This is a genomic window from Enterobacter hormaechei subsp. xiangfangensis (genome assembly GCF_001729785.1).
Taxonomy (GTDB): Bacteria; Pseudomonadota; Gammaproteobacteria; order Enterobacterales; family Enterobacteriaceae; genus Enterobacter; species Enterobacter hormaechei_C.
In genome coordinates, this window is sequence record NZ_CP017183.1 from 1,700,677 (window position 1) to 1,716,524 (window position 15,848).

General features: G+C 54.3%; 20 protein-coding genes. 6 read left to right on the forward strand and 14 right to left on the reverse strand.

Going from position 1 to position 15,848, the window contains the following annotated elements; translation table 11 throughout:
- The first annotated feature begins 10 nt into the window (after positions 1–10).
- Positions 11–238 carry a YceK/YidQ family lipoprotein gene (locus BFV63_RS07990; RefSeq protein ID WP_003858030.1) on the forward strand — a complete coding sequence of 76 codons (228 nt, stop codon included), beginning with the start codon at positions 11–13 and terminating at the stop codon, positions 236–238.
- Between the two features lie 7 nt (positions 239–245).
- On the opposite strand, the gene BFV63_RS07995 is transcribed toward BFV63_RS07990, so the two are convergent.
- From BFV63_RS07995 to BFV63_RS08005, 3 genes are all read right to left on the reverse strand, one after another.
- A complete protein-coding gene (locus tag BFV63_RS07995) occupies positions 246–620 on the reverse strand; it encodes a MysB family protein (protein WP_003858026.1) in 375 nt (124 codons plus the stop codon).
- Positions 621–699: 79 nt separating this feature from the next.
- Positions 700–1,935 (reverse strand): multidrug efflux MFS transporter MdtG, encoded by a 1,236-nt coding sequence (mdtG, locus tag BFV63_RS08000; protein WP_023324444.1) that lies wholly within the window; start codon positions 1,933–1,935, stop codon positions 700–702.
- A 141-nt stretch (positions 1,936–2,076) separates the two neighbouring features.
- Positions 2,077–3,003, reverse strand: coding sequence for a Kdo(2)-lipid IV(A) acyltransferase (locus BFV63_RS08005; RefSeq protein ID WP_003858019.1), 927 nt, complete (start codon positions 3,001–3,003; stop codon positions 2,077–2,079).
- Positions 3,004–3,221: 218 nt separating this feature from the next.
- Here BFV63_RS08005 and trhO point away from each other — a divergent pair, with 218 nt between their 5' ends.
- On the forward strand, positions 3,222–4,271 hold the full coding sequence (trhO, locus tag BFV63_RS08010) for an oxygen-dependent tRNA uridine(34) hydroxylase TrhO (RefSeq protein WP_003858018.1): 1,050 nt from the start codon (positions 3,222–3,224) through the stop codon (positions 4,269–4,271).
- 38 nt (positions 4,272–4,309) lie between these two features.
- Here the strand turns inward: trhO and BFV63_RS08015 are convergent, their stop codons facing one another.
- The 9 genes from BFV63_RS08015 to mdtH all read right to left on the reverse strand — a co-directional run bounded on the left by BFV63_RS08015 (position 4,310) and on the right by mdtH (position 10,967).
- Positions 4,310–4,888 (reverse strand): YceI family protein, encoded by a 579-nt coding sequence (locus BFV63_RS08015; protein ID WP_022650779.1) that lies wholly within the window; start codon positions 4,886–4,888, stop codon positions 4,310–4,312.
- Position 4,889: 1 nt separating this feature from the next.
- Positions 4,890–5,456: a cytochrome b gene (locus BFV63_RS08020; RefSeq protein ID WP_003858015.1), complete on the reverse strand. Its 567-nt coding sequence runs from the start codon at positions 5,454–5,456 to the stop codon at positions 4,890–4,892.
- A gap of 226 nt (positions 5,457–5,682) precedes the next feature.
- Complete coding sequence (locus tag BFV63_RS08025) at positions 5,683–5,796, reverse strand: YceO family protein (protein WP_003858014.1); 114 nt, start codon at positions 5,794–5,796, stop codon at positions 5,683–5,685.
- A gap of 50 nt (positions 5,797–5,846) precedes the next feature.
- The gene (gene solA / locus BFV63_RS08030; RefSeq protein ID WP_048240992.1) at positions 5,847–6,965 is read right to left on the reverse strand and encodes an N-methyl-L-tryptophan oxidase; all 1,119 of its coding nucleotides are present in this window, start codon (positions 6,963–6,965) and stop codon (positions 5,847–5,849) included.
- A 112-nt stretch (positions 6,966–7,077) separates the two neighbouring features.
- A complete protein-coding gene (gene bssS / locus BFV63_RS08035; RefSeq protein ID WP_003858012.1) occupies positions 7,078–7,332 on the reverse strand; it encodes a biofilm formation regulator BssS in 255 nt (84 codons plus the stop codon).
- Positions 7,333–7,605: 273 nt separating this feature from the next.
- Positions 7,606–7,851, reverse strand: a complete 246-nt coding sequence (gene dinI / locus BFV63_RS08040) for a DNA damage-inducible protein I (RefSeq protein ID WP_048240991.1) — start codon at positions 7,849–7,851, stop codon at positions 7,606–7,608.
- A gap of 74 nt (positions 7,852–7,925) precedes the next feature.
- The gene (pyrC, locus tag BFV63_RS08045) at positions 7,926–8,972 is read right to left on the reverse strand and encodes a dihydroorotase (protein ID WP_023315804.1); all 1,047 of its coding nucleotides are present in this window, start codon (positions 8,970–8,972) and stop codon (positions 7,926–7,928) included.
- Between the two features lie 127 nt (positions 8,973–9,099).
- Positions 9,100–9,660: a lipoprotein gene (locus BFV63_RS08050; protein WP_023305855.1), complete on the reverse strand. Its 561-nt coding sequence runs from the start codon at positions 9,658–9,660 to the stop codon at positions 9,100–9,102.
- A 98-nt stretch (positions 9,661–9,758) separates the two neighbouring features.
- The gene (gene mdtH, locus BFV63_RS08055) at positions 9,759–10,967 is read right to left on the reverse strand and encodes a multidrug efflux MFS transporter MdtH (RefSeq protein ID WP_003858008.1); all 1,209 of its coding nucleotides are present in this window, start codon (positions 10,965–10,967) and stop codon (positions 9,759–9,761) included.
- Between the two features lie 236 nt (positions 10,968–11,203).
- Here mdtH and rimJ point away from each other — a divergent pair, with 236 nt between their 5' ends.
- The 4 genes from rimJ to murJ all read left to right on the forward strand — a co-directional run bounded on the left by rimJ (position 11,204) and on the right by murJ (position 15,039).
- Positions 11,204–11,788 carry a ribosomal protein S5-alanine N-acetyltransferase gene (gene rimJ, locus BFV63_RS08060; RefSeq protein WP_003858007.1) on the forward strand — a complete coding sequence of 195 codons (585 nt, stop codon included), beginning with the start codon at positions 11,204–11,206 and terminating at the stop codon, positions 11,786–11,788.
- 9 nt (positions 11,789–11,797) lie between these two features.
- Complete coding sequence (locus BFV63_RS08065) at positions 11,798–12,448, forward strand: YceH family protein (protein WP_045350125.1); 651 nt, start codon at positions 11,798–11,800, stop codon at positions 12,446–12,448.
- A 2-nt stretch (positions 12,449–12,450) separates the two neighbouring features.
- Positions 12,451–13,374, forward strand: a complete 924-nt coding sequence (locus BFV63_RS08070) for a Gfo/Idh/MocA family protein (protein ID WP_032658019.1) — start codon at positions 12,451–12,453, stop codon at positions 13,372–13,374.
- A 129-nt stretch (positions 13,375–13,503) separates the two neighbouring features.
- Positions 13,504–15,039: a murein biosynthesis integral membrane protein MurJ gene (murJ, locus tag BFV63_RS08075; RefSeq protein ID WP_003858004.1), complete on the forward strand. Its 1,536-nt coding sequence runs from the start codon at positions 13,504–13,506 to the stop codon at positions 15,037–15,039.
- 59 nt (positions 15,040–15,098) lie between these two features.
- Here the strand turns inward: murJ and flgN are convergent, their stop codons facing one another.
- Both flgN and flgM read right to left on the reverse strand, forming a co-directional pair.
- The gene (gene flgN, locus BFV63_RS08080) at positions 15,099–15,524 is read right to left on the reverse strand and encodes a flagella biosynthesis chaperone FlgN (protein WP_003858003.1); all 426 of its coding nucleotides are present in this window, start codon (positions 15,522–15,524) and stop codon (positions 15,099–15,101) included.
- Between the two features lie 4 nt (positions 15,525–15,528).
- On the reverse strand, positions 15,529–15,822 hold the full coding sequence (flgM, locus tag BFV63_RS08085; protein ID WP_003858002.1) for a flagellar biosynthesis anti-sigma factor FlgM: 294 nt from the start codon (positions 15,820–15,822) through the stop codon (positions 15,529–15,531).
- Positions 15,823–15,848 lie beyond the last annotated feature (26 nt).

Here is a 15,848-nt window from a genome sequence, read left to right on the forward strand (position 1 = left end):
GAGGTCAGACATGAAAGTAATCATTGTCGTCATGATGGCATGCCTGCTCAGCGGCTGCGGCAGCATTATCAGCCGCACCATCCCCGGGCAGGGCCACGGGAATCAATACTACCCCGGCGTACAGTGGGACGTTCGCGATTCTGCATGGCGCTATCTCACCGTACTCGATCTGCCGTTTTCGCTGATTTTCGACACCCTGCTGCTGCCCATTGATGCCAGTCACGGCCCTTACGAGTAACGGGAGCTCATCGCTCGTCCCATTCGTCCGCTGCGGCCTGACCCTCTTCGGTATCCAGCGGCGGTTCGAGCTGAAACTCGCCTTCGTCCCATTCGTGCAGCGTATTTTCTTCCAGCCACTCCTGACGTAACTCAATTTCGTCATAGTCGCCGTCGAATACCGCCTGTGCACCTTCACCACTCAGTATCGGCAGACATTCACCATCTTCACCTTCATCAGCAAAGAATTCGGCCTGCCACATAATATCGCCGTCCTGTAGGACGTATTTTTGGATATTGAGTTGTTGCACGTCAGCATCTTCTTCCTCAATGCCGGGATTATCAGCGAGGAACTCTTCGCGAGCGGCATCAATTGCTTCTTCCAGCGTGGCGTACATGGTCATTGGTGTCTCCCTGTTTTTCGTGAAGGTATTCAGGGAAAGAATAGCTGATTATGTGATTTTGCAAGTATGAATGCGAAAATTAGCCGTCACGATGTTGTCTTATTCGCCCCGGGCGTAGCGCCCGGGATAAGCTGAGCCACGAATAAACGGCGTTGAACAGCACGACGCCTGCTGTCACGATAAAGACCGCCCGGAAACCGAAACTGGCTGAAATCCCCGCACCGACCAGCGGCCCGGTGACGTTACCCAGATCGCGAAACGACTGGTTATAGCTGAAAATACGACCGGCTATCTGGTTGGTGGAATTATAGACCAGCAGCGTCTGCACGGCCGGGAGCAGTGCGCCATCGGCAGCCCCCAGCAGGAAGCGCAGGACGCCGAGCTGCCAGGGAGACTGCACCATCGCCATGGGGATCAGCAGCAGGACGGAGACGATCAGGGCGCAGATCAGGATCTTTTCCGGGCCGATACGGTCTCCCAGCTTGCCGAGCCGCGGCGCGCTCAGTAGCGCCGCCACGCCGGGAACAGAGGCGATCAGGCCGCTGATAAAGGCGATATTGCTGACGTTTCCCGCCAGATCGCGGACATAGAGCGTCAGAATAGGCGCGATTGAACCGGTGGCCACCTGGATAATCATGGTGGTCACAAACAGACTCAGCACCAGCTTTGGGTTTTTCAGCGAGGCCAGTACATCCCGGGCGTGCAGCATCTCTTTTTTAGCTACCGGCGCGAAATTCTCCCGGATACAGATAAGCGTCACCAGGAAGCAGAGGAACAGCACGCTGGCGGTAATGAAGAATACCGGCCGCAGTCCGTAGTGGTCGGCGAGCAGCCCGCCCGCCAGCGGGCCCAGCAGTGCGCCACTTACGCCGCCAGTAGAGAGCGTGCCCAACGCCCAGCCGCTTTTCTGGCGCGGGATTTGGGTGGCGATCAGGGCGTTGGCGTTAGGGATAAATCCCCCGAGCAGACCCAGGAGTGCGCGTAATATCAGAAACTGCCAGACGTTCTGCGCCATCCCCATCAGCAGCATAATGATCGCCATGCCGAGCGCGGAGCGCAGCAGCATAATTTTGCGGCCTTTGCGATCCGCCAGCCCACCCCAGAAAGGCGACGCAATGGCGGAGAACAGGAACGTAATGCTGAACACCAGGCCGGACCACATATTCAGGGCGCTATGTCCGGTGACGCCGAGCTGTTCAACGTAGAGGGGCAGGAAAGGCATCACCAGGCTAAAGGCGGCGCCAGTAAGAAAACAACCCAGCCACGCAACCGTCAGGTTACGTTTCCAGTTTATGGGAGCATCTGTGGGGGACATAACTATCCGCATAATGAGGTGCAGGGCACCGTGACCAGTGAGGTAATAAGCCTGCTAATTATGCGCCCGGGGTATGATTGCCGCAATGACGGGGAGCTTTTAAAGCTAAAACAACATGCGGCCCGGATGGCCGCATGCAGGTTAATAACGTGAAGGGACGCCCTGAGGCCGGGTTTTAAAGCGGCGATGCAGCCACATGTACTGCTCCGGGGCGAGCATAATGCATTTCTCGACAACGCCGTTCATCCAGCGGGCGGTGGTTTCCGCATCAATCAGCGGTGGCGCGAGCTCCGGCTCCAGCATGATGAGCTGATAGCCTGAACCGTCTGGTTTACGGCGCGGTACAAACGGCACGATAGCCGCTTTGGACATTCGCGCCAGCATCCAGGTCCCGGTGGTCGTCGCTGCATCTTCCACCGCAAAGAACGGAACAAACACGCTGGATTGCGGGCCATAGTCATGATCCGGGGCGTACCAGACCACCTCACCTGATTTCAGGGCGCGGATCATCCCTTTCAGGTCTTTTCGGTCGATCATGCTTTTATTGGAGCGCATGCGTCCGTTGGTCTGGATCAAATCGATCACCGGATTATCGTTAGGACGATAAACGCCAATACCGGGCGCCTGCATGCCGAACATGCGTGCGCCAATTTCGAGCGTCAGAAAATGAACGCCAATCAGCAGGACGCCAGTCTGGTTGGCCTGAAGAGTATGCACTGGCTCCATGCCGGTCCCAGCCACTTCCGTCCAGCGCGCCATGCGCTTATCCGACCAGAACCAGGCCATACCGGTCTCCATCAGCCCCATGCCGACAGATTCGAAGTTTTTAACCACCATGTCGTGGCGCTCAGATTCACTCATCTGAGGAAAGCAAAGCTCAAGGTTGCGATACGCGATCCTGGCGCGACGCTTCATAAACTGCTGAGCAATGCGACCCAGCCCTTTACCCATGCGGAAAATGACGGGATAAGGCAGCTGTACAATTAGCCACAACAAGCCAATGCCTGACCATGTTAACCAATAGCGGGGATGCAAAAGCGCGGCAGTAAATTTCGGTAACTGGGTCATGTCTGTCCTGTGTTCTAACGTCCTGAAAGGCTATTGTCTCATTTTTTAAGGCATAGCCAAAATGTCTGTCATCGAAACATGAAAGAATATGCAAATGTTAAGTCTGATTAATCAGATTCACTGAAATGTAGCGTAAATTGTGTGGATGTAAATTGTCTTTGTTTGCTATATCATGCCGACCGATTTTTATTTCTCAACGATTGCAGGACATGTACACCATGCCAGTGTTACACAACCGCGTTTCGAATGAGATGTTGAAAGCGCGTATGTTGGCCGAAACCGAACCGCGCACAACGATCTCTTTCTATAAGTATTTCACCATCGACGATCCACAGGCGACCCGCGATGCGCTTTACCAGGCTTTCACCGCCCTGAACGTGTTTGGTCGCGTCTATCTGGCACGTGAGGGGATTAACGCGCAGATCAGCGTGCCGGAAAGCAAGGTCAGCGCCTTCCGCGATCTCCTTTACGGGTTTGATCCGGCGCTTAACGGCTTACGCCTGAATATTGCGCTGGATGATGACGGTAAATCATTCTGGGTGCTGCGCATGAAGGTGCGCGAGCGTATTGTGGCGGATGGCATTGACGATCCGAGCTTCAATGCTGCTAATGTGGGGGAATACCTGAAGGCCGCTGAAGTGAACGCGATGCTCGACGATCCGGATGCGGTGTTCATCGATATGCGTAACCACTACGAATATGAAGTGGGGCACTTCGAAAATGCGATGGAAATTCCTGCCGACACCTTCCGCGAGCAACTGCCGAAAGCGGTTGAGATGATGCAGGAGCATAAAGACAAAAAGATCGTGATGTACTGTACCGGGGGGATCCGCTGTGAAAAAGCCAGCGCCTGGATGAAGCACAACGGGTTTAATAAAGTCTGGCACATTGAGGGTGGGATTATCGAGTATGCCCGCCGCGCCCGTGAGCAGGGTTTACCGGTGCGTTTTATCGGTAAGAACTTTGTGTTTGATGAGCGTATGGGCGAGCGAATTTCAGAGGATGTGATCGCGCACTGCCACCAGTGCGGAACACCGTGCGATACGCATACCAACTGCAAAAACGACGGGTGTCATCTGCTGTTTATTCAGTGCCCTGCATGTGCCGAGAAGTTTAATGGCTGCTGTAGCGAGCTGTGCAGTGAAGAGAGTATGTTGCCTGAAGAAGAGCAACGTCGTCGCCGTGCCGGACGCGAGAACGGGAATAAGATCTTTAATAAATCCCGGGGCCGACTGAATACCAAACTGGGTATTCCGGACCCGGAGTAAAACACTGCCCGGCGGCTCACAAGCCTGCCGGGCCTGTTTTATGACTTCTGCTGAACGCCTTCCACCGAAATAATCAGCTCTACATCCTGCGATGCCGGGCCTAAATCCGTGGTGATATTAAAATCTTTCAGATGAATTTTGCCTGCGGCTTCAAAGCCAGCACGTTTTCCGCCCCATGGATCGTCACCCTGTCCAATTAATTTGGCATCCAGTGTGACCGGTTTTGTTACGCCGTTCAGCGTGAGATTACCGGTAATAGCCAGTTTATCACCGTCTTTCTTCACCTCTGTCGACGCGAAAGTAGCTTGCGGGAATTTGCCCACGTTCAGGAATTCAGCGCTGCGCAGATGTTTATCACGCTCGGCGTGATTAGTGTCGACGCTGTTGGTATTAATGGTGACGTTCACTTTATCGGCAGCAGGGTTTTTCTCGTCGAAAGTAAATGTGCCATCGAAATCATTGAACGTGCCATATAACCAGCTGTAACCCAGATGCTGAATACGGAAATTGACGAAGGCATGTTGGCCCTCTTTATCAATTTTATAGTCGGCGGCCAGGGCCGAACCGGTAGTAAATAACAGCGAACCTAATGCGATACCCAACAGGCGTTTTTTCATTTTATGCTCCAGAGTCAACTGACGAACGGCCAAGCATGCGCTTCAGCGTATCGTCTTTATCAATAAAGTGGTGTTTCAGGGCCGCAAGGCCATGCAGGACAGACAGGATCACTACGCTCCATGCCAGCCACAAATGAACCACACCTGCGGTGTCAGCCTGTGAACCGGCGTCAGCCAGCGTGGCTGGGACATCAAAAAGCCCAAATACGCTGATCGGTTTGCCGTCTGCGGTCGAAATGAGATAGCCGCTGATCAGAATGGCGAACAGCAGGGCATAGAGTGCGATATGCGCGCCAACAGCGCTTATGCGGGTAAGTCGGCCATGGCTTTTGGGCGCAGGAGGGGGCGGAGAGATATGTCGCCAGATCACGCGAAAAACCAGACCCATCATCAGCAGAACCCCAATGCTTTTGTGCAATTCGGGGGCCTGATGATACCAACCGTCATAATAGCTTAATGTCACCATCCAGAGGCCGAGACCAAACATGGCATAGACGGCAATTGCAAATAGCCAGTGTAAACACATGGATATTATTCCGTAGCGACGGGAGGAGTTACGCCATTGCATATGAATTTCCGTTCTCAAATGACTGAGCAATAAAAATGGACGGGTTAAATAAATAATGCAACTGAAAAAAATGAATAATGTATTTTATTTAATTTATTTCAGCGAATTTGAATGTGTTTGCGCAATGTATTTCAATCGCTTCGTTCAATAAATTTGAGGCGACGTTTTTTAAAAAATATAAGTTAAATAAATTTAAAGGAGTGTCAATAAACGTCAGCGAGAATGTTCAGAAGAATACAATATAGATAACGTCAATGATCGCCAGTAGCGACCAGAGAACAATGTAGAGCATGAAATGCTCGCGGATGTTATTGATAAGGTAATTCACCAGTCTGCGCATCATGCCCCTCTCGCTAAACAGGCCCCGGTTACTCGGAGCCTGAAGAGGTATTATCGATCAAAGCGCGAGAGCGCAAAGGGCTTGAGATCAAACGAAGGCGCTTTCCCCTGAGCAAACTGGGCGGCGATTTCACCTAACACAGAGGCAAATTTAAACCCGTGACCGCTGAGCCCGGTTACGAGCAGGGTGTTGTCGTGCCCCGGCAGGGTGTCGATGATAAAGTCTTCATCCGGGGTGTTGTCGTAGGTGCACGCTGCGCCGTAAAGCAACCCGCCTACGCCCGGCAGGATATTACGCAGGAACGTGAAGGCTTCGGAACCATCCTGCGGATAAGCTCCGTACGGTTTGCGTTCTTCCGCAGAGGAAATTACCTGCCCGCCGTTATGTTTGCCAATCTTGAGCGCGTCTTTTTCCGAGGGGAAACCGTAGAACTGGTCGCCATTGGGTAACTCGCCTGTAAACGCCGGGAATTTGTTCTGGCTGCTGTAACGCCCGTCAGACTGGAACCAGGAGAAGACTTTTCGCACCGGCTGGATGGGCAGGTCCGGCAGCAGTTTCGTCACCCACGTTCCCGCACTCACCAGCAGACGCGTGGCGGTATATTCACCTTCAGAGGTGGTGACGGTTGAACCCTCTGCATGGTGGGTGATGCCCGTGACCGGACAGTTGAACAACTGCGCGCAGCCCGCTTTGGCGGCGAGATCAATCCAGGTCTTAATGGCCGTTTCGCTGTGCAGTACGCCAGAGTTGGCTTCAAACAACCCAATGTAGTCTTCAGGGACAGAAATTTCCGGCCAGCGCGCCATGAGGCCGTTCGCATCCAGACGCTCGACGTCCAGGCGGTAGGCTTTCGCGCTCTCCTCGACGGTCGCCAGAAACGTGGAGCTGGCTGGCCCCAGGTTAACGACCCCGGTGCGCTCAAAAATGCGTTCTTCGGTGAGGGCGGCCAGCTCATCCCACAGCGTCTGAGCCCGAAGCACCAGCGGTACATAGCGCTCACCTTCGCCATAAGCGTGACGTATCAGACGGGTATCGCCGTGATGGCTTCCTTCAGAGTGGGGGGGACGATGGGCGTCAATCATCAGCACATTCAGACCCGCCTGCGTGGCGTAATAACCGGCGGCAGATCCTACGGAGCCGCTTCCGATAATGATCAAATCGTATTTCATAGGCTTCTCTTTACTAACGCTTTGTTAGCAGAGTAATTAACTATGTAGGCTTATACAAGAACGAAATAAATAAGGCACCGCGAGGGTGCCTGTTGAGTGAAGAGGCATAAGATTAATGCCGTTTATACTCATTTTCCTGGTAGTCGCCAGATTCTATTTTTGCGATGCCTGCTTCCAAAATAGAGATAAACTGACGGGCGACGTCTGTTGTAAGCCACAGCGTCTGTCCAACTTCCGCTTCATCACGGTTTAGCTGATTTGGGGTCTGGTAGTGCAAACGCAGCATCAGCGCATCGTAGCTGTCTACGGTGCTGATATCCCAGCCAACAAGCGGATGGGTCTGGATCACTTCACTATTCTTTTCCATTATAACCCCCTTAATGCGTGTTAGAAGACAACGACTTTGAGGTTCAATGCATGTTTTTCTGAAAGCAATTTCAGTATATCAATTAATAAGGGTTCAGCAGGAAAAAATAAACGGGTAGCAACACATTTTTCTGCTTTTTAGGATTGTTCGAACAATAAAACGCCATCTTGTTCACGATTTTCTAAGAAGATGCTGAAATATTTTGAACTTTCAGGAGACGAAACGAAAAAAAGCCGGGGCGACCCGGCAAAAAACACAATGAGGGAGCAAATTTTAATCAGTGATGAACCAGTCGTCGGCGCTTTCCCATGTTTCCTGCAAAATTTCGCTGATGCGTTCTTTGTCTTCTTTCGCGCCGCCGATGACGGAAAGATGGTTTGCTGTCGCATAACGTACCGTTACGGCGCCATCGATTTCAGGAAAAGTGCTGTTAATACGTCGGGATAGTTCACCCGCCAGAGCGTCGAGTGCGCCAGCAGGCAGGACGGTGGATTTGGCAATGGTGACTTCAATACGCATAAATGCCCCCTGTGTAATATACTGTTTATTTATACAGTTATATTATCGGTTTGACAACAGGGGGCGACAGTTTTTTAGCGTTTTACCGTCCAGTTTACGGTTTCACCGGCCAGGAAGGGGATCAGCGTATCGTCGGTGAGCGCAATCGACGCTTCAACCTGGCTTTCTTTGCGCTCCAGCTCAATGAACGTGTCATTGATCGGCAGACCGTAGAAACGCGGGCCGTTAAGGGAGCAGAAGGCTTCGAAATGGTCTAACGCATTCATCTCTTCAAACACGGTTGCGTAACTTGCCAGGGCGGTCGGGGCGTTAAAGCAGCCTGCACAGCCGCAACTCGCCTCTTTACGGTGACGGGCATGCGGGGCGGAATCCGTGCCGAGGAACGCGCGCGGGAAGCCGCTGGCGACCAGCTCACGTAGCGCCTGCTGGTGGATGTTGCGCTTGAGGATCGGCAGACAATACAGATGTGGGCGAACGCCGCCCACCAGCATGTGGTTACGGTTAAACATCAGGTGCTGCGGAGTGATGGTGGCGGCAATCAGCTCGTTTCCATCCCGGACATACTCTGCGGCATCTTTAGTCGTAATGTGTTCAAACACCACTTTCAGCCCCGGAAGACGCTGGCGCAGCGGCTCCATGACCGTTTCGATAAAACGTGCTTCACGATCGAAAATATCAATGTCAGCGTGGGTCACTTCCCCGTGCACCAGCAGCGGCATGCCCAGTTTTTGCATACGCTCCAGAACGGGCATGATGGCGTCGATACTGGTCACCCCATGGCTGGAGTTGGTGGTGGCATTCGCCGGGTAGAGCTTCGCGGCGGTGAACACACCTTCGTTAAACCCGCGCTCAACCTCATTGGGATCCAGCGAGTCCGTCAGGTAGCAGGTCATCAACGGGGTAAAATCGTGCCCGGCCGGAACGGCGTCAAGGATACGCTGGCGATAGGCAATCGCGGCCTCGACGGTAGTGACTGGCGGAACCAGGTTAGGCATAACAATCGCACGGCCATAAATTTCGCTGGTATACGGCACGACGGTTTTCAGCATGTCGCCATCACGAAGATGGATATGCCAGTCGTCTGGGCGGCGGATTTTGAGAACCTGGGATTGTACAGTCATGGAAGCTCCGGCTTGAAAGAGATCAGTCATAAGATGGCTGTTTTTGCCGGACACAAATCATAAGCGGAAACGTTTTCGTTTGCACACTATTCCGTTAAAAAAACGGGCGCCTGAGCGCCCGGAGTATTTAGTCGGTGAAAGGGATGATGATTTCACCCGGTTTCACCTCTATCCCTTTGGCATATTTTTTCGCCAGAGATTCACCTTTGCTTTTGTCTTCGCTCAGAACATAGGCAGGCTGTTGGTTAAAGTAGTTCTGCAACGACTGGTTGAGATACGGCATCAGCGTTTGCAGCACCGGTTTCATTTTATCCGGCGTTACAACCGCATCGACGATTTCCATCTCTTGCAGGAAAATTGCCCCTTTCTCTTTATTAAAGACCGGCAGCGCCTTGAGCTTCAGCTTGATATCCGCTTTCTGATTGCCGAAGAGCGAGGTCATATCGAGGCTGGCATCGCCGGAAAGGGTGACTTTGTTAGGCTCCTCGCGACCAATCTGGCTGGCGAGATTCGTCAGGACGATATGCGCATCCGCAAGGCCGGGCACGCCGATATCTTTTGAAAAGTTATTATGTTTTTCCAGCGCCTGATTAATTTCCTGCTCACTGACGGTGTACTGCGTAAGCTGGTTACATCCCACCAGCAGACCACTGACAATTAACGCAGCGGCAATAACGATCTTTTTCATGGCGTTCCTCAACATAAAATCGGCGCATCTGTCCTGATACGCCAGTATGTCAGGGTGATCCTACAGAAACCAGCAGAAAAAACTGATAATGCAAGAGGTCAGGCGCCAGGCTCCAGCATCCCGCGGGTGCTGCGTTTATCACTGAACTGCCACCAGAGGGCAATCAGCGTCATAAAGCCGACCATGCCGAGCATGACCCACGGCAGCTCCGGCTGATGGAGCGCTTTTCCGGCATCAAACAGCCAGCCGCCACCGGTGTAACCCAGCGCGCCGCCAAGCGCCAGCCCGAGACGGCTGAAGCCCATGTAGCTGCCCCGGGCCCGGGCGTCGGCAAGTGACGCGCTCAGCGTTTCACGGGCTGGCTCGGCAATGATTGAGCCAATATAGAAGGTGCAGATCAGCATAAACAGCTGCTGAAGCGAACTTACCAGACCGATGGGCATCATGCTCAGCGTCATCAGCAACAGCCCGGCCATCAGACGGTGCTCAAGCCGGAAACGGCGCTCGCTCCAGCGGGCAATTGGATAGAGCAGAGTCAGTGAGAGGCAGGCCTCTATGGCATACATCCATTTCACCGCTGCCGGCGTGCCGGCAATATCGTTAACCATAATGGGCAGCATCAGCATGACCTGCACGGCGAGCATGTAGTAGCCGGTCAGGGTTAACACATAGGTGACGAAGCGTTTATCGCTCAACACACGGTCAAGCCCTTCCCGCACAGGTGCTTTCACCGTCGACAGCTTCCATGCGGGCAGAAACAGACCGTTAAACAGCGCGCAGAGAATAAACAACACCGCGCCGGTGGCGCAAACCAGGCGGAAATCGTATTGCAGCAGCCAGCTTCCCAGCAGGGCGCCCACTACCGCGCCAGCGCTGTCCTGCATCATCAAAATCGAGAAGAAGCGCCCCCGATGTTGCGGACGGATAAGCTTAACCACCAGCGCGGTACGCGGTGGGTCGAAAAGGGTGCCGCCAATCCCGGAAAGGAAACAGGAGAACCACAGCAGCCAGGGTTCATGAGCGATTGCCATGGTGGCGAATCCCGCCGCACGTAACAGCATGCCGGTGACGATCATCGGTTTCGCGCCGAAGCGGTCAGCTATTGCGCCGCCAAACACGCCCAGACCCTGTTGTACAAACTGGCGTAGACCCAGCGCGATCCCGACCATCAATGCCGCCCAGCCCATTTGATCGACAAAACGAATTGATATAAGCGGAAAAACGACAAAAAAGCCGAGCACGACCAGCATGTTATCGACGAGCAGGAAATATTTACCCAGGCTCCTGGCCTGTGATACGCGGGACATTTTCCCTCCAGGGAAAATAAAAGGTGAGCACGCTAACATTCTGCGGTGTCGCCGCTCTTTTTCCCATACCCGCTGGCGACAATATTTTTTTATCAAAAAGGTGCTTTGATAGAGAGTTCTCATCGAAAAATGTGAAAAGCGATCAAAATGGTATGTCACTGTTTTCACAGAAGGCGCAGGCACAGGTATAGTAAAGCTAACAGGCAGAGCAGAAGCGACGGGAAGGAGTGGTAACGATGTTTGGCTATCGCAGTAATGTGCCAAAAGTGCGTCTGACGACGGACAGGCTGGTCGTTCGTCTGGTGCATGAGCGTGATGCCTGGCGTCTGGCGGATTATTACGCCGAGAATCGCCAGTTTTTAAAACCCTGGGAACCCGTTCGGGACGAGAGCCACTGCTACCCCTCTGGCTGGCAGGCGCGCCTCAGTATGATTGCGGAATTTCATAAACAGGGAAGTGCGTTTTATTTCGCGCTTCTCGATCCGGAAGAGAAAGAGATCGTTGGCATTGCCAATTTTTCAAACGTGGTACGCGGGTCGTTTCACGCCTGCTATCTCGGGTATTCCATCGGCCAGAAATGGCAGGGACAGGGGCTCATGTTTGAGGCGCTGACGGCGGCGATTCGCTACATGCAGCGCACGCAACATATCCATCGCATTATGGCTAACTACATGCCGCACAATAAGCGCAGCGGCGATCTGCTGGCCCGCCTGGGGTTTGAGAAAGAAGGCTATGCCAAAGATTATCTGCTGATTGACGGCGAGTGGCGGGACCATGTGCTCACCGCGCTCACCACACAGGAGTGGACCGCGGGTCGTTAAGGAGAAAAGATGAAATATCAGTTAAATGGCGCCGAAGCGCGCGTGATCGGCTGCCTTCTGGAAAAGCAGGTCACCACGCCGGAACAGTATCCTCTGTCCGTGAATGCCGTCACGATGGCCTGCAACCAGAAGACGAACCGTGAGCCGGTGATGAACCTTGGCGAGCACGAGGTGCAGGATATCCTTGATGAGCTGGTGAAGCGCCACTACCTGCGCACCGTCAGCGGCTTCGGTAACCGCGTCACTAAATATGAACAGCGCTTTTGTAATTCTGAATTTGGCGATTTAAAACTCAGCGCTGCGGAAGTGGCTGTTATCACCACGTTGCTGCTGCGCGGGGCGCAGACGCCGGGGGAACTGCGCACACGCGCCTCCCGCATGCATGAGTTTCAGGATATGCAGGACGTTGAACAGACGCTGGAGGGATTAGCCTCACGCGAGGACGGTCCCTACGTGGTGCGTCTGCCCCGCGAACCGGGCAAGCGTGAAAGCCGCTACATGCACCTGTTTAGCGGCGACGTGGAGCCCTCTGCGCTGGCCGTCGTATCCGACACGCCAGCATCAAACGAAAGCCTGACCGCGCGCGTGGCAGCCCTGGAAGACGAGGTTGCCGCGCTGAAGCAGCGTCTGGATGCGTTACTCGCACATCTGGGAGATTAATCGTGACAACATTACGCATTGGTGTTGTGGGGCTGGGAGGGATTGCGCAAAAAGCCTGGCTGCCCGTTTTAGGCGCCGCGTCAGACTGGACGCTGCAAGGGGCGTGGTCTCCCACCCGCGAGAAAGCAGAGCGCATCTGCAAAACCTGGCGCATCCCTTATGCCGGTTCGCTACAGGATTTAGCCCGTGAATGTGATGCGGTATTTGTGCATACCTCAACCGCGACGCACTACCAGGTGGTGAGCGAGTTGCTGAATGCAGGCGTTCACGTCTGCGTGGATAAACCCCTGGCGGAAAATGTACAGGATGCTGAGCGACTGATTGAGCTGGCCGCGCGTAAAAAGCTGACGCTGATGGTCGGCTTCAACCGCCGTTTTGCGCCGCTCTATCAGCAGCTTAAAGCGCAGTCCGGCTCGTTCGCCTCTCTGCGTATGGATAAGCACCGTACCGACAGCGTGGGGCCGAGCGATCTGCGCTTCACGCTGCTGGATGATTATCTCCACGTCGTGGATACGGCCCTGTGGCTGAGTAACGGAAAAGCCCAGCTGCAAAGCGGCACGCTGTTGACCAACGAGCAGGGTGAGATGGTTTACGCCGAACATCATTTTGCCGTTGAGCATTTGCAGGTGACGACCAGCATGCATCGTCGGGCGGGCAGCCAGCGCGAGTCCGTGCAGGCCGTTACGGATGGCGCGCTGTATGACGTCACCGATATGCGAGAGTGGCGGGAAGAGAAGGGCAATGGCGTGGTTGCGTTACCCGTTCCCGGCTGGCAGAGCACCCTGGAACAGCGTGGCTTTGTGGGCTGCGCGCGTCACTTCATCACCTGCGTGCAGAATCAGACGGTTCCTGAAACGTCCGGGGAGCAGGCCATTCTGGCGCAGCGCATCGTGGAACGACTCTGGCGCGAAGCCATGTCGGAATAACTCGCTGTAACATCTGCCGATAGTAATTCGTTGAAATCCGGTTAGACTAAGCGCCGCTTGTTGGCTTTGCCGGGTGGCGCTTTCGCTTATCCGTCCTGGAAATCCGTAGGGTTGTGGAACTTCACGTTAATGAACTTATTAAAATCGCTGGCGGCCGTCAGCTCGATGACCATGTTTTCCCGCGTGCTTGGCTTTGCGCGCGATGCCATTGTGGCAAGGGTTTTTGGCGCAGGGATGGCGACTGACGCCTTTTTCGTTGCGTTCAAGCTGCCGAACCTGCTGCGCCGTATTTTTGCCGAAGGGGCTTTCTCACAGGCATTTGTCCCGATCCTTGCGGAATATAAAAGCAAGCAGGGCGAAGATGCCACCCGCGTCTTTGTGGCTTACGTTTCCGGTTTACTGACGCTGGCGCTGGCGATCGTGACCGTCCTGGGCATGCTGGCAGCGCCCTGGGTAATCATGGTAACGGCACCGGGCTTTGCCGACACGGCGGATAAATTTGCCCTGACGACGCAACTGCTGCGGATAACCTTCCCCTATATTCTGCTGATTTCGCTGGCGTCGCTGGTGGGTGCCATCCTGAATACCTGGAACCGCTTCTCCGTGCCGGCCTTTGCCCCCACGTTCCTTAATGTCAGCATGATTGGCTTTGCGCTGTTCGCCGCGCCGCATTTTAACCCACCGGTGCTGGCGCTGGCCTGGGCCGTGACCGTCGGCGGGGTGTTACAGCTTGCTTACCAGCTTCCGCACCTGAAAAAGATCGGCATGCTGGTTCTGCCGCGCATTAGTTTCAAAGATGCGGGCGCAATGCGCGTTATTAAACAGATGGGACCGGCGATACTCGGCGTGTCCGTCAGCCAGATCTCGCTGATCATCAATACCATCTTCGCCTCTTTCCTGGTGTCGGGCTCGGTGTCCTGGATGTACTACGCCGATCGTCTGATGGAGTTTCCATCAGGGGTGCTGGGCGTGGCGCTGGGGACTATTCTGCTGCCGTCGCTGTCGAAAAGTTTCGCCAGCGGAAACCACGATGAATACTGCCGCCTGATGGACTGGGGACTGCGTCTCTGTTTTCTGCTGGCATTGCCAAGCGCGGTGGCGCTGGGGATCCTGGCAAAACCGCTGACGGTGTCGTTGTTCCAGTATGGAAAATTCACCGCCTTTGATGCCGCCATGACCCAGCGTGCACTGGTAGCCTACTCGGTGGGGCTGATGGGGCTGATCGTCGTGAAGGTGCTTGCGCCCGGTTTCTATTCACGTCAGGACATCAAAACGCCGGTTAAGATTGCCATTGTGACGCTGATTATGACGCAGCTGATGAACCTCGCGTTTATTGGACCGCTGAAACACGCGGGGCTGTCATTGTCGATTGGTCTGGCGGCCTGTCTGAACGCCGGGCTGCTGTACTGGCAGCTGCGCAAGCAGGATATCTTCACACCGCAGCCGGGCTGGGCAAGCTTCCTGCTGCGTCTGGCGATCGCGGTAGTGGTGATGGCGGCCGCGCTGGTTGGCATGTTGTATGTCATGCCTGAATGGGCGCAGGGCACCATGCCTTACCGCCTGATGCGTCTGATGGCCGTGGTGGCGGTCGGGGTGGTGGCGTACTTTGCCACGCTGGCGGTGCTTGGCTTCAAGGTGAAAGAATTCACCCGCCGCACGGTATAAACGTCAAAAGGGGAGTTCACCAGAAGGTGCTCCCCGCTTCATGACGTGCCGCTACTGCGTCAAATCGAAATCTTTTTCCCGCCCGTGATACGTGCCGTGGCCGTCTGACCATCCGCACCGTACAGCCCCGGCTCTTTATAGGGCTTTAACACCTCAAGCGCCTGCTGATTACGGATAATCTGACCTTCCAGCAGCCAGCCGTTATGCTGGTTGAGATCGCGAAGATGCTGGGTTTTTTCTGTAATGGTCTGCCAGCGTTCGTTGATCTCATCATTGGCGCTGCGTTTCGCGTCTTGCTCAGCGCGTCGCTGTTTTTCCAGATAATCCAGGGTCGCCAGCAGCGAGCTTTTATCTTCAGTTATGCGTTGCAACGCGCTGCCGTTGATTTGACCAGAAGAGAGGTGGTGCTGTTCGGCATCCATCACCGTTTTCAGGTCGTTCAGGACCACCGTCATCTGATCCAGTATTTCTGACAGTCGACTCATACGGTTAGTTACTCTGGAGGAAACTCTGTGCGTCCTGAATCAGCGCATCAGCGATTTTGCTGGTATCCATTTTCAGTTCGCCGTTACGGATAGCCGTTTTCAGCGCTTCAACACGTTCCATGTTGATATCGCTGCTGCCTGGCTGCATCAGCTTCGACTGCGCATCGCTCAGCGTGACGCTGGTGCTGTTAGCGGTCGACGTTTTTTCCAGACGCGTTTTTTGCGGGGCAGCCTCATTCGTTTCGCGAGGTTGTACAGTGCTAACCGGCTTCAGGGCTGATGTACGATCAATGCTCATAGTGTTGTCCTCATCGAGGGTTCGCG

Coding starts and splice junctions, on each gene's coding strand:
- pyrC (WP_023315804.1), bottom strand. CDS start 8,972: ATGACTGTACAATCCCAGGTTCTCAAAATCCGCCGCCCAGACGACTGG.
- BFV63_RS08050 (WP_023305855.1), bottom strand. CDS start 9,660: ATGAAAAAGATCGTTATTGCCGCTGCGTTAATTGTCAGTGGTCTGCTG.
- mdtG (WP_023324444.1), bottom strand. CDS start 1,935: ATGTCCCCCACAGATGCTCCCATAAACTGGAAACGTAACCTGACGGTT.
- mdtH (WP_003858008.1), bottom strand. CDS start 10,967: ATGTCCCGCGTATCACAGGCCAGGAGCCTGGGTAAATATTTCCTGCTC.
- BFV63_RS08005 (WP_003858019.1), bottom strand. CDS start 3,003: ATGACCCAGTTACCGAAATTTACTGCCGCGCTTTTGCATCCCCGCTAT.
- solA (WP_048240992.1), bottom strand. CDS start 6,965: ATGAAATACGATTTGATCATTATCGGAAGCGGCTCCGTAGGATCTGCC.
- BFV63_RS08025 (WP_003858014.1), bottom strand. CDS start 5,796: ATGCGCAGACTGGTGAATTACCTTATCAATAACATCCGCGAGCATTTC.
- BFV63_RS08015 (WP_022650779.1), bottom strand. CDS start 4,888: ATGAAAAAACGCCTGTTGGGTATCGCATTAGGTTCGCTGTTATTTACT.
- BFV63_RS07990 (WP_003858030.1), top strand. CDS start 11: ATGAAAGTAATCATTGTCGTCATGATGGCATGCCTGCTCAGCGGCTGC.
- bssS (WP_003858012.1), bottom strand. CDS start 7,332: ATGGAAAAGAATAGTGAAGTGATCCAGACCCATCCGCTTGTTGGCTGG.
- BFV63_RS08020 (WP_003858015.1), bottom strand. CDS start 5,456: ATGCAATGGCGTAACTCCTCCCGTCGCTACGGAATAATATCCATGTGT.
- dinI (WP_048240991.1), bottom strand. CDS start 7,851: ATGCGTATTGAAGTCACCATTGCCAAATCCACCGTCCTGCCTGCTGGC.
- BFV63_RS07995 (WP_003858026.1), bottom strand. CDS start 620: ATGACCATGTACGCCACGCTGGAAGAAGCAATTGATGCCGCTCGCGAA.
- flgN (WP_003858003.1), bottom strand. CDS start 15,524: ATGAGTCGACTGTCAGAAATACTGGATCAGATGACGGTGGTCCTGAAC.
- flgM (WP_003858002.1), bottom strand. CDS start 15,822: ATGAGCATTGATCGTACATCAGCCCTGAAGCCGGTTAGCACTGTACAA.
- BFV63_RS08065 (WP_045350125.1), top strand. CDS start 11,798: ATGAAATATCAGTTAAATGGCGCCGAAGCGCGCGTGATCGGCTGCCTT.
- trhO (WP_003858018.1), top strand. CDS start 3,222: ATGCCAGTGTTACACAACCGCGTTTCGAATGAGATGTTGAAAGCGCGT.
- murJ (WP_003858004.1), top strand. CDS start 13,504: ATGAACTTATTAAAATCGCTGGCGGCCGTCAGCTCGATGACCATGTTT.
- rimJ (WP_003858007.1), top strand. CDS start 11,204: ATGTTTGGCTATCGCAGTAATGTGCCAAAAGTGCGTCTGACGACGGAC.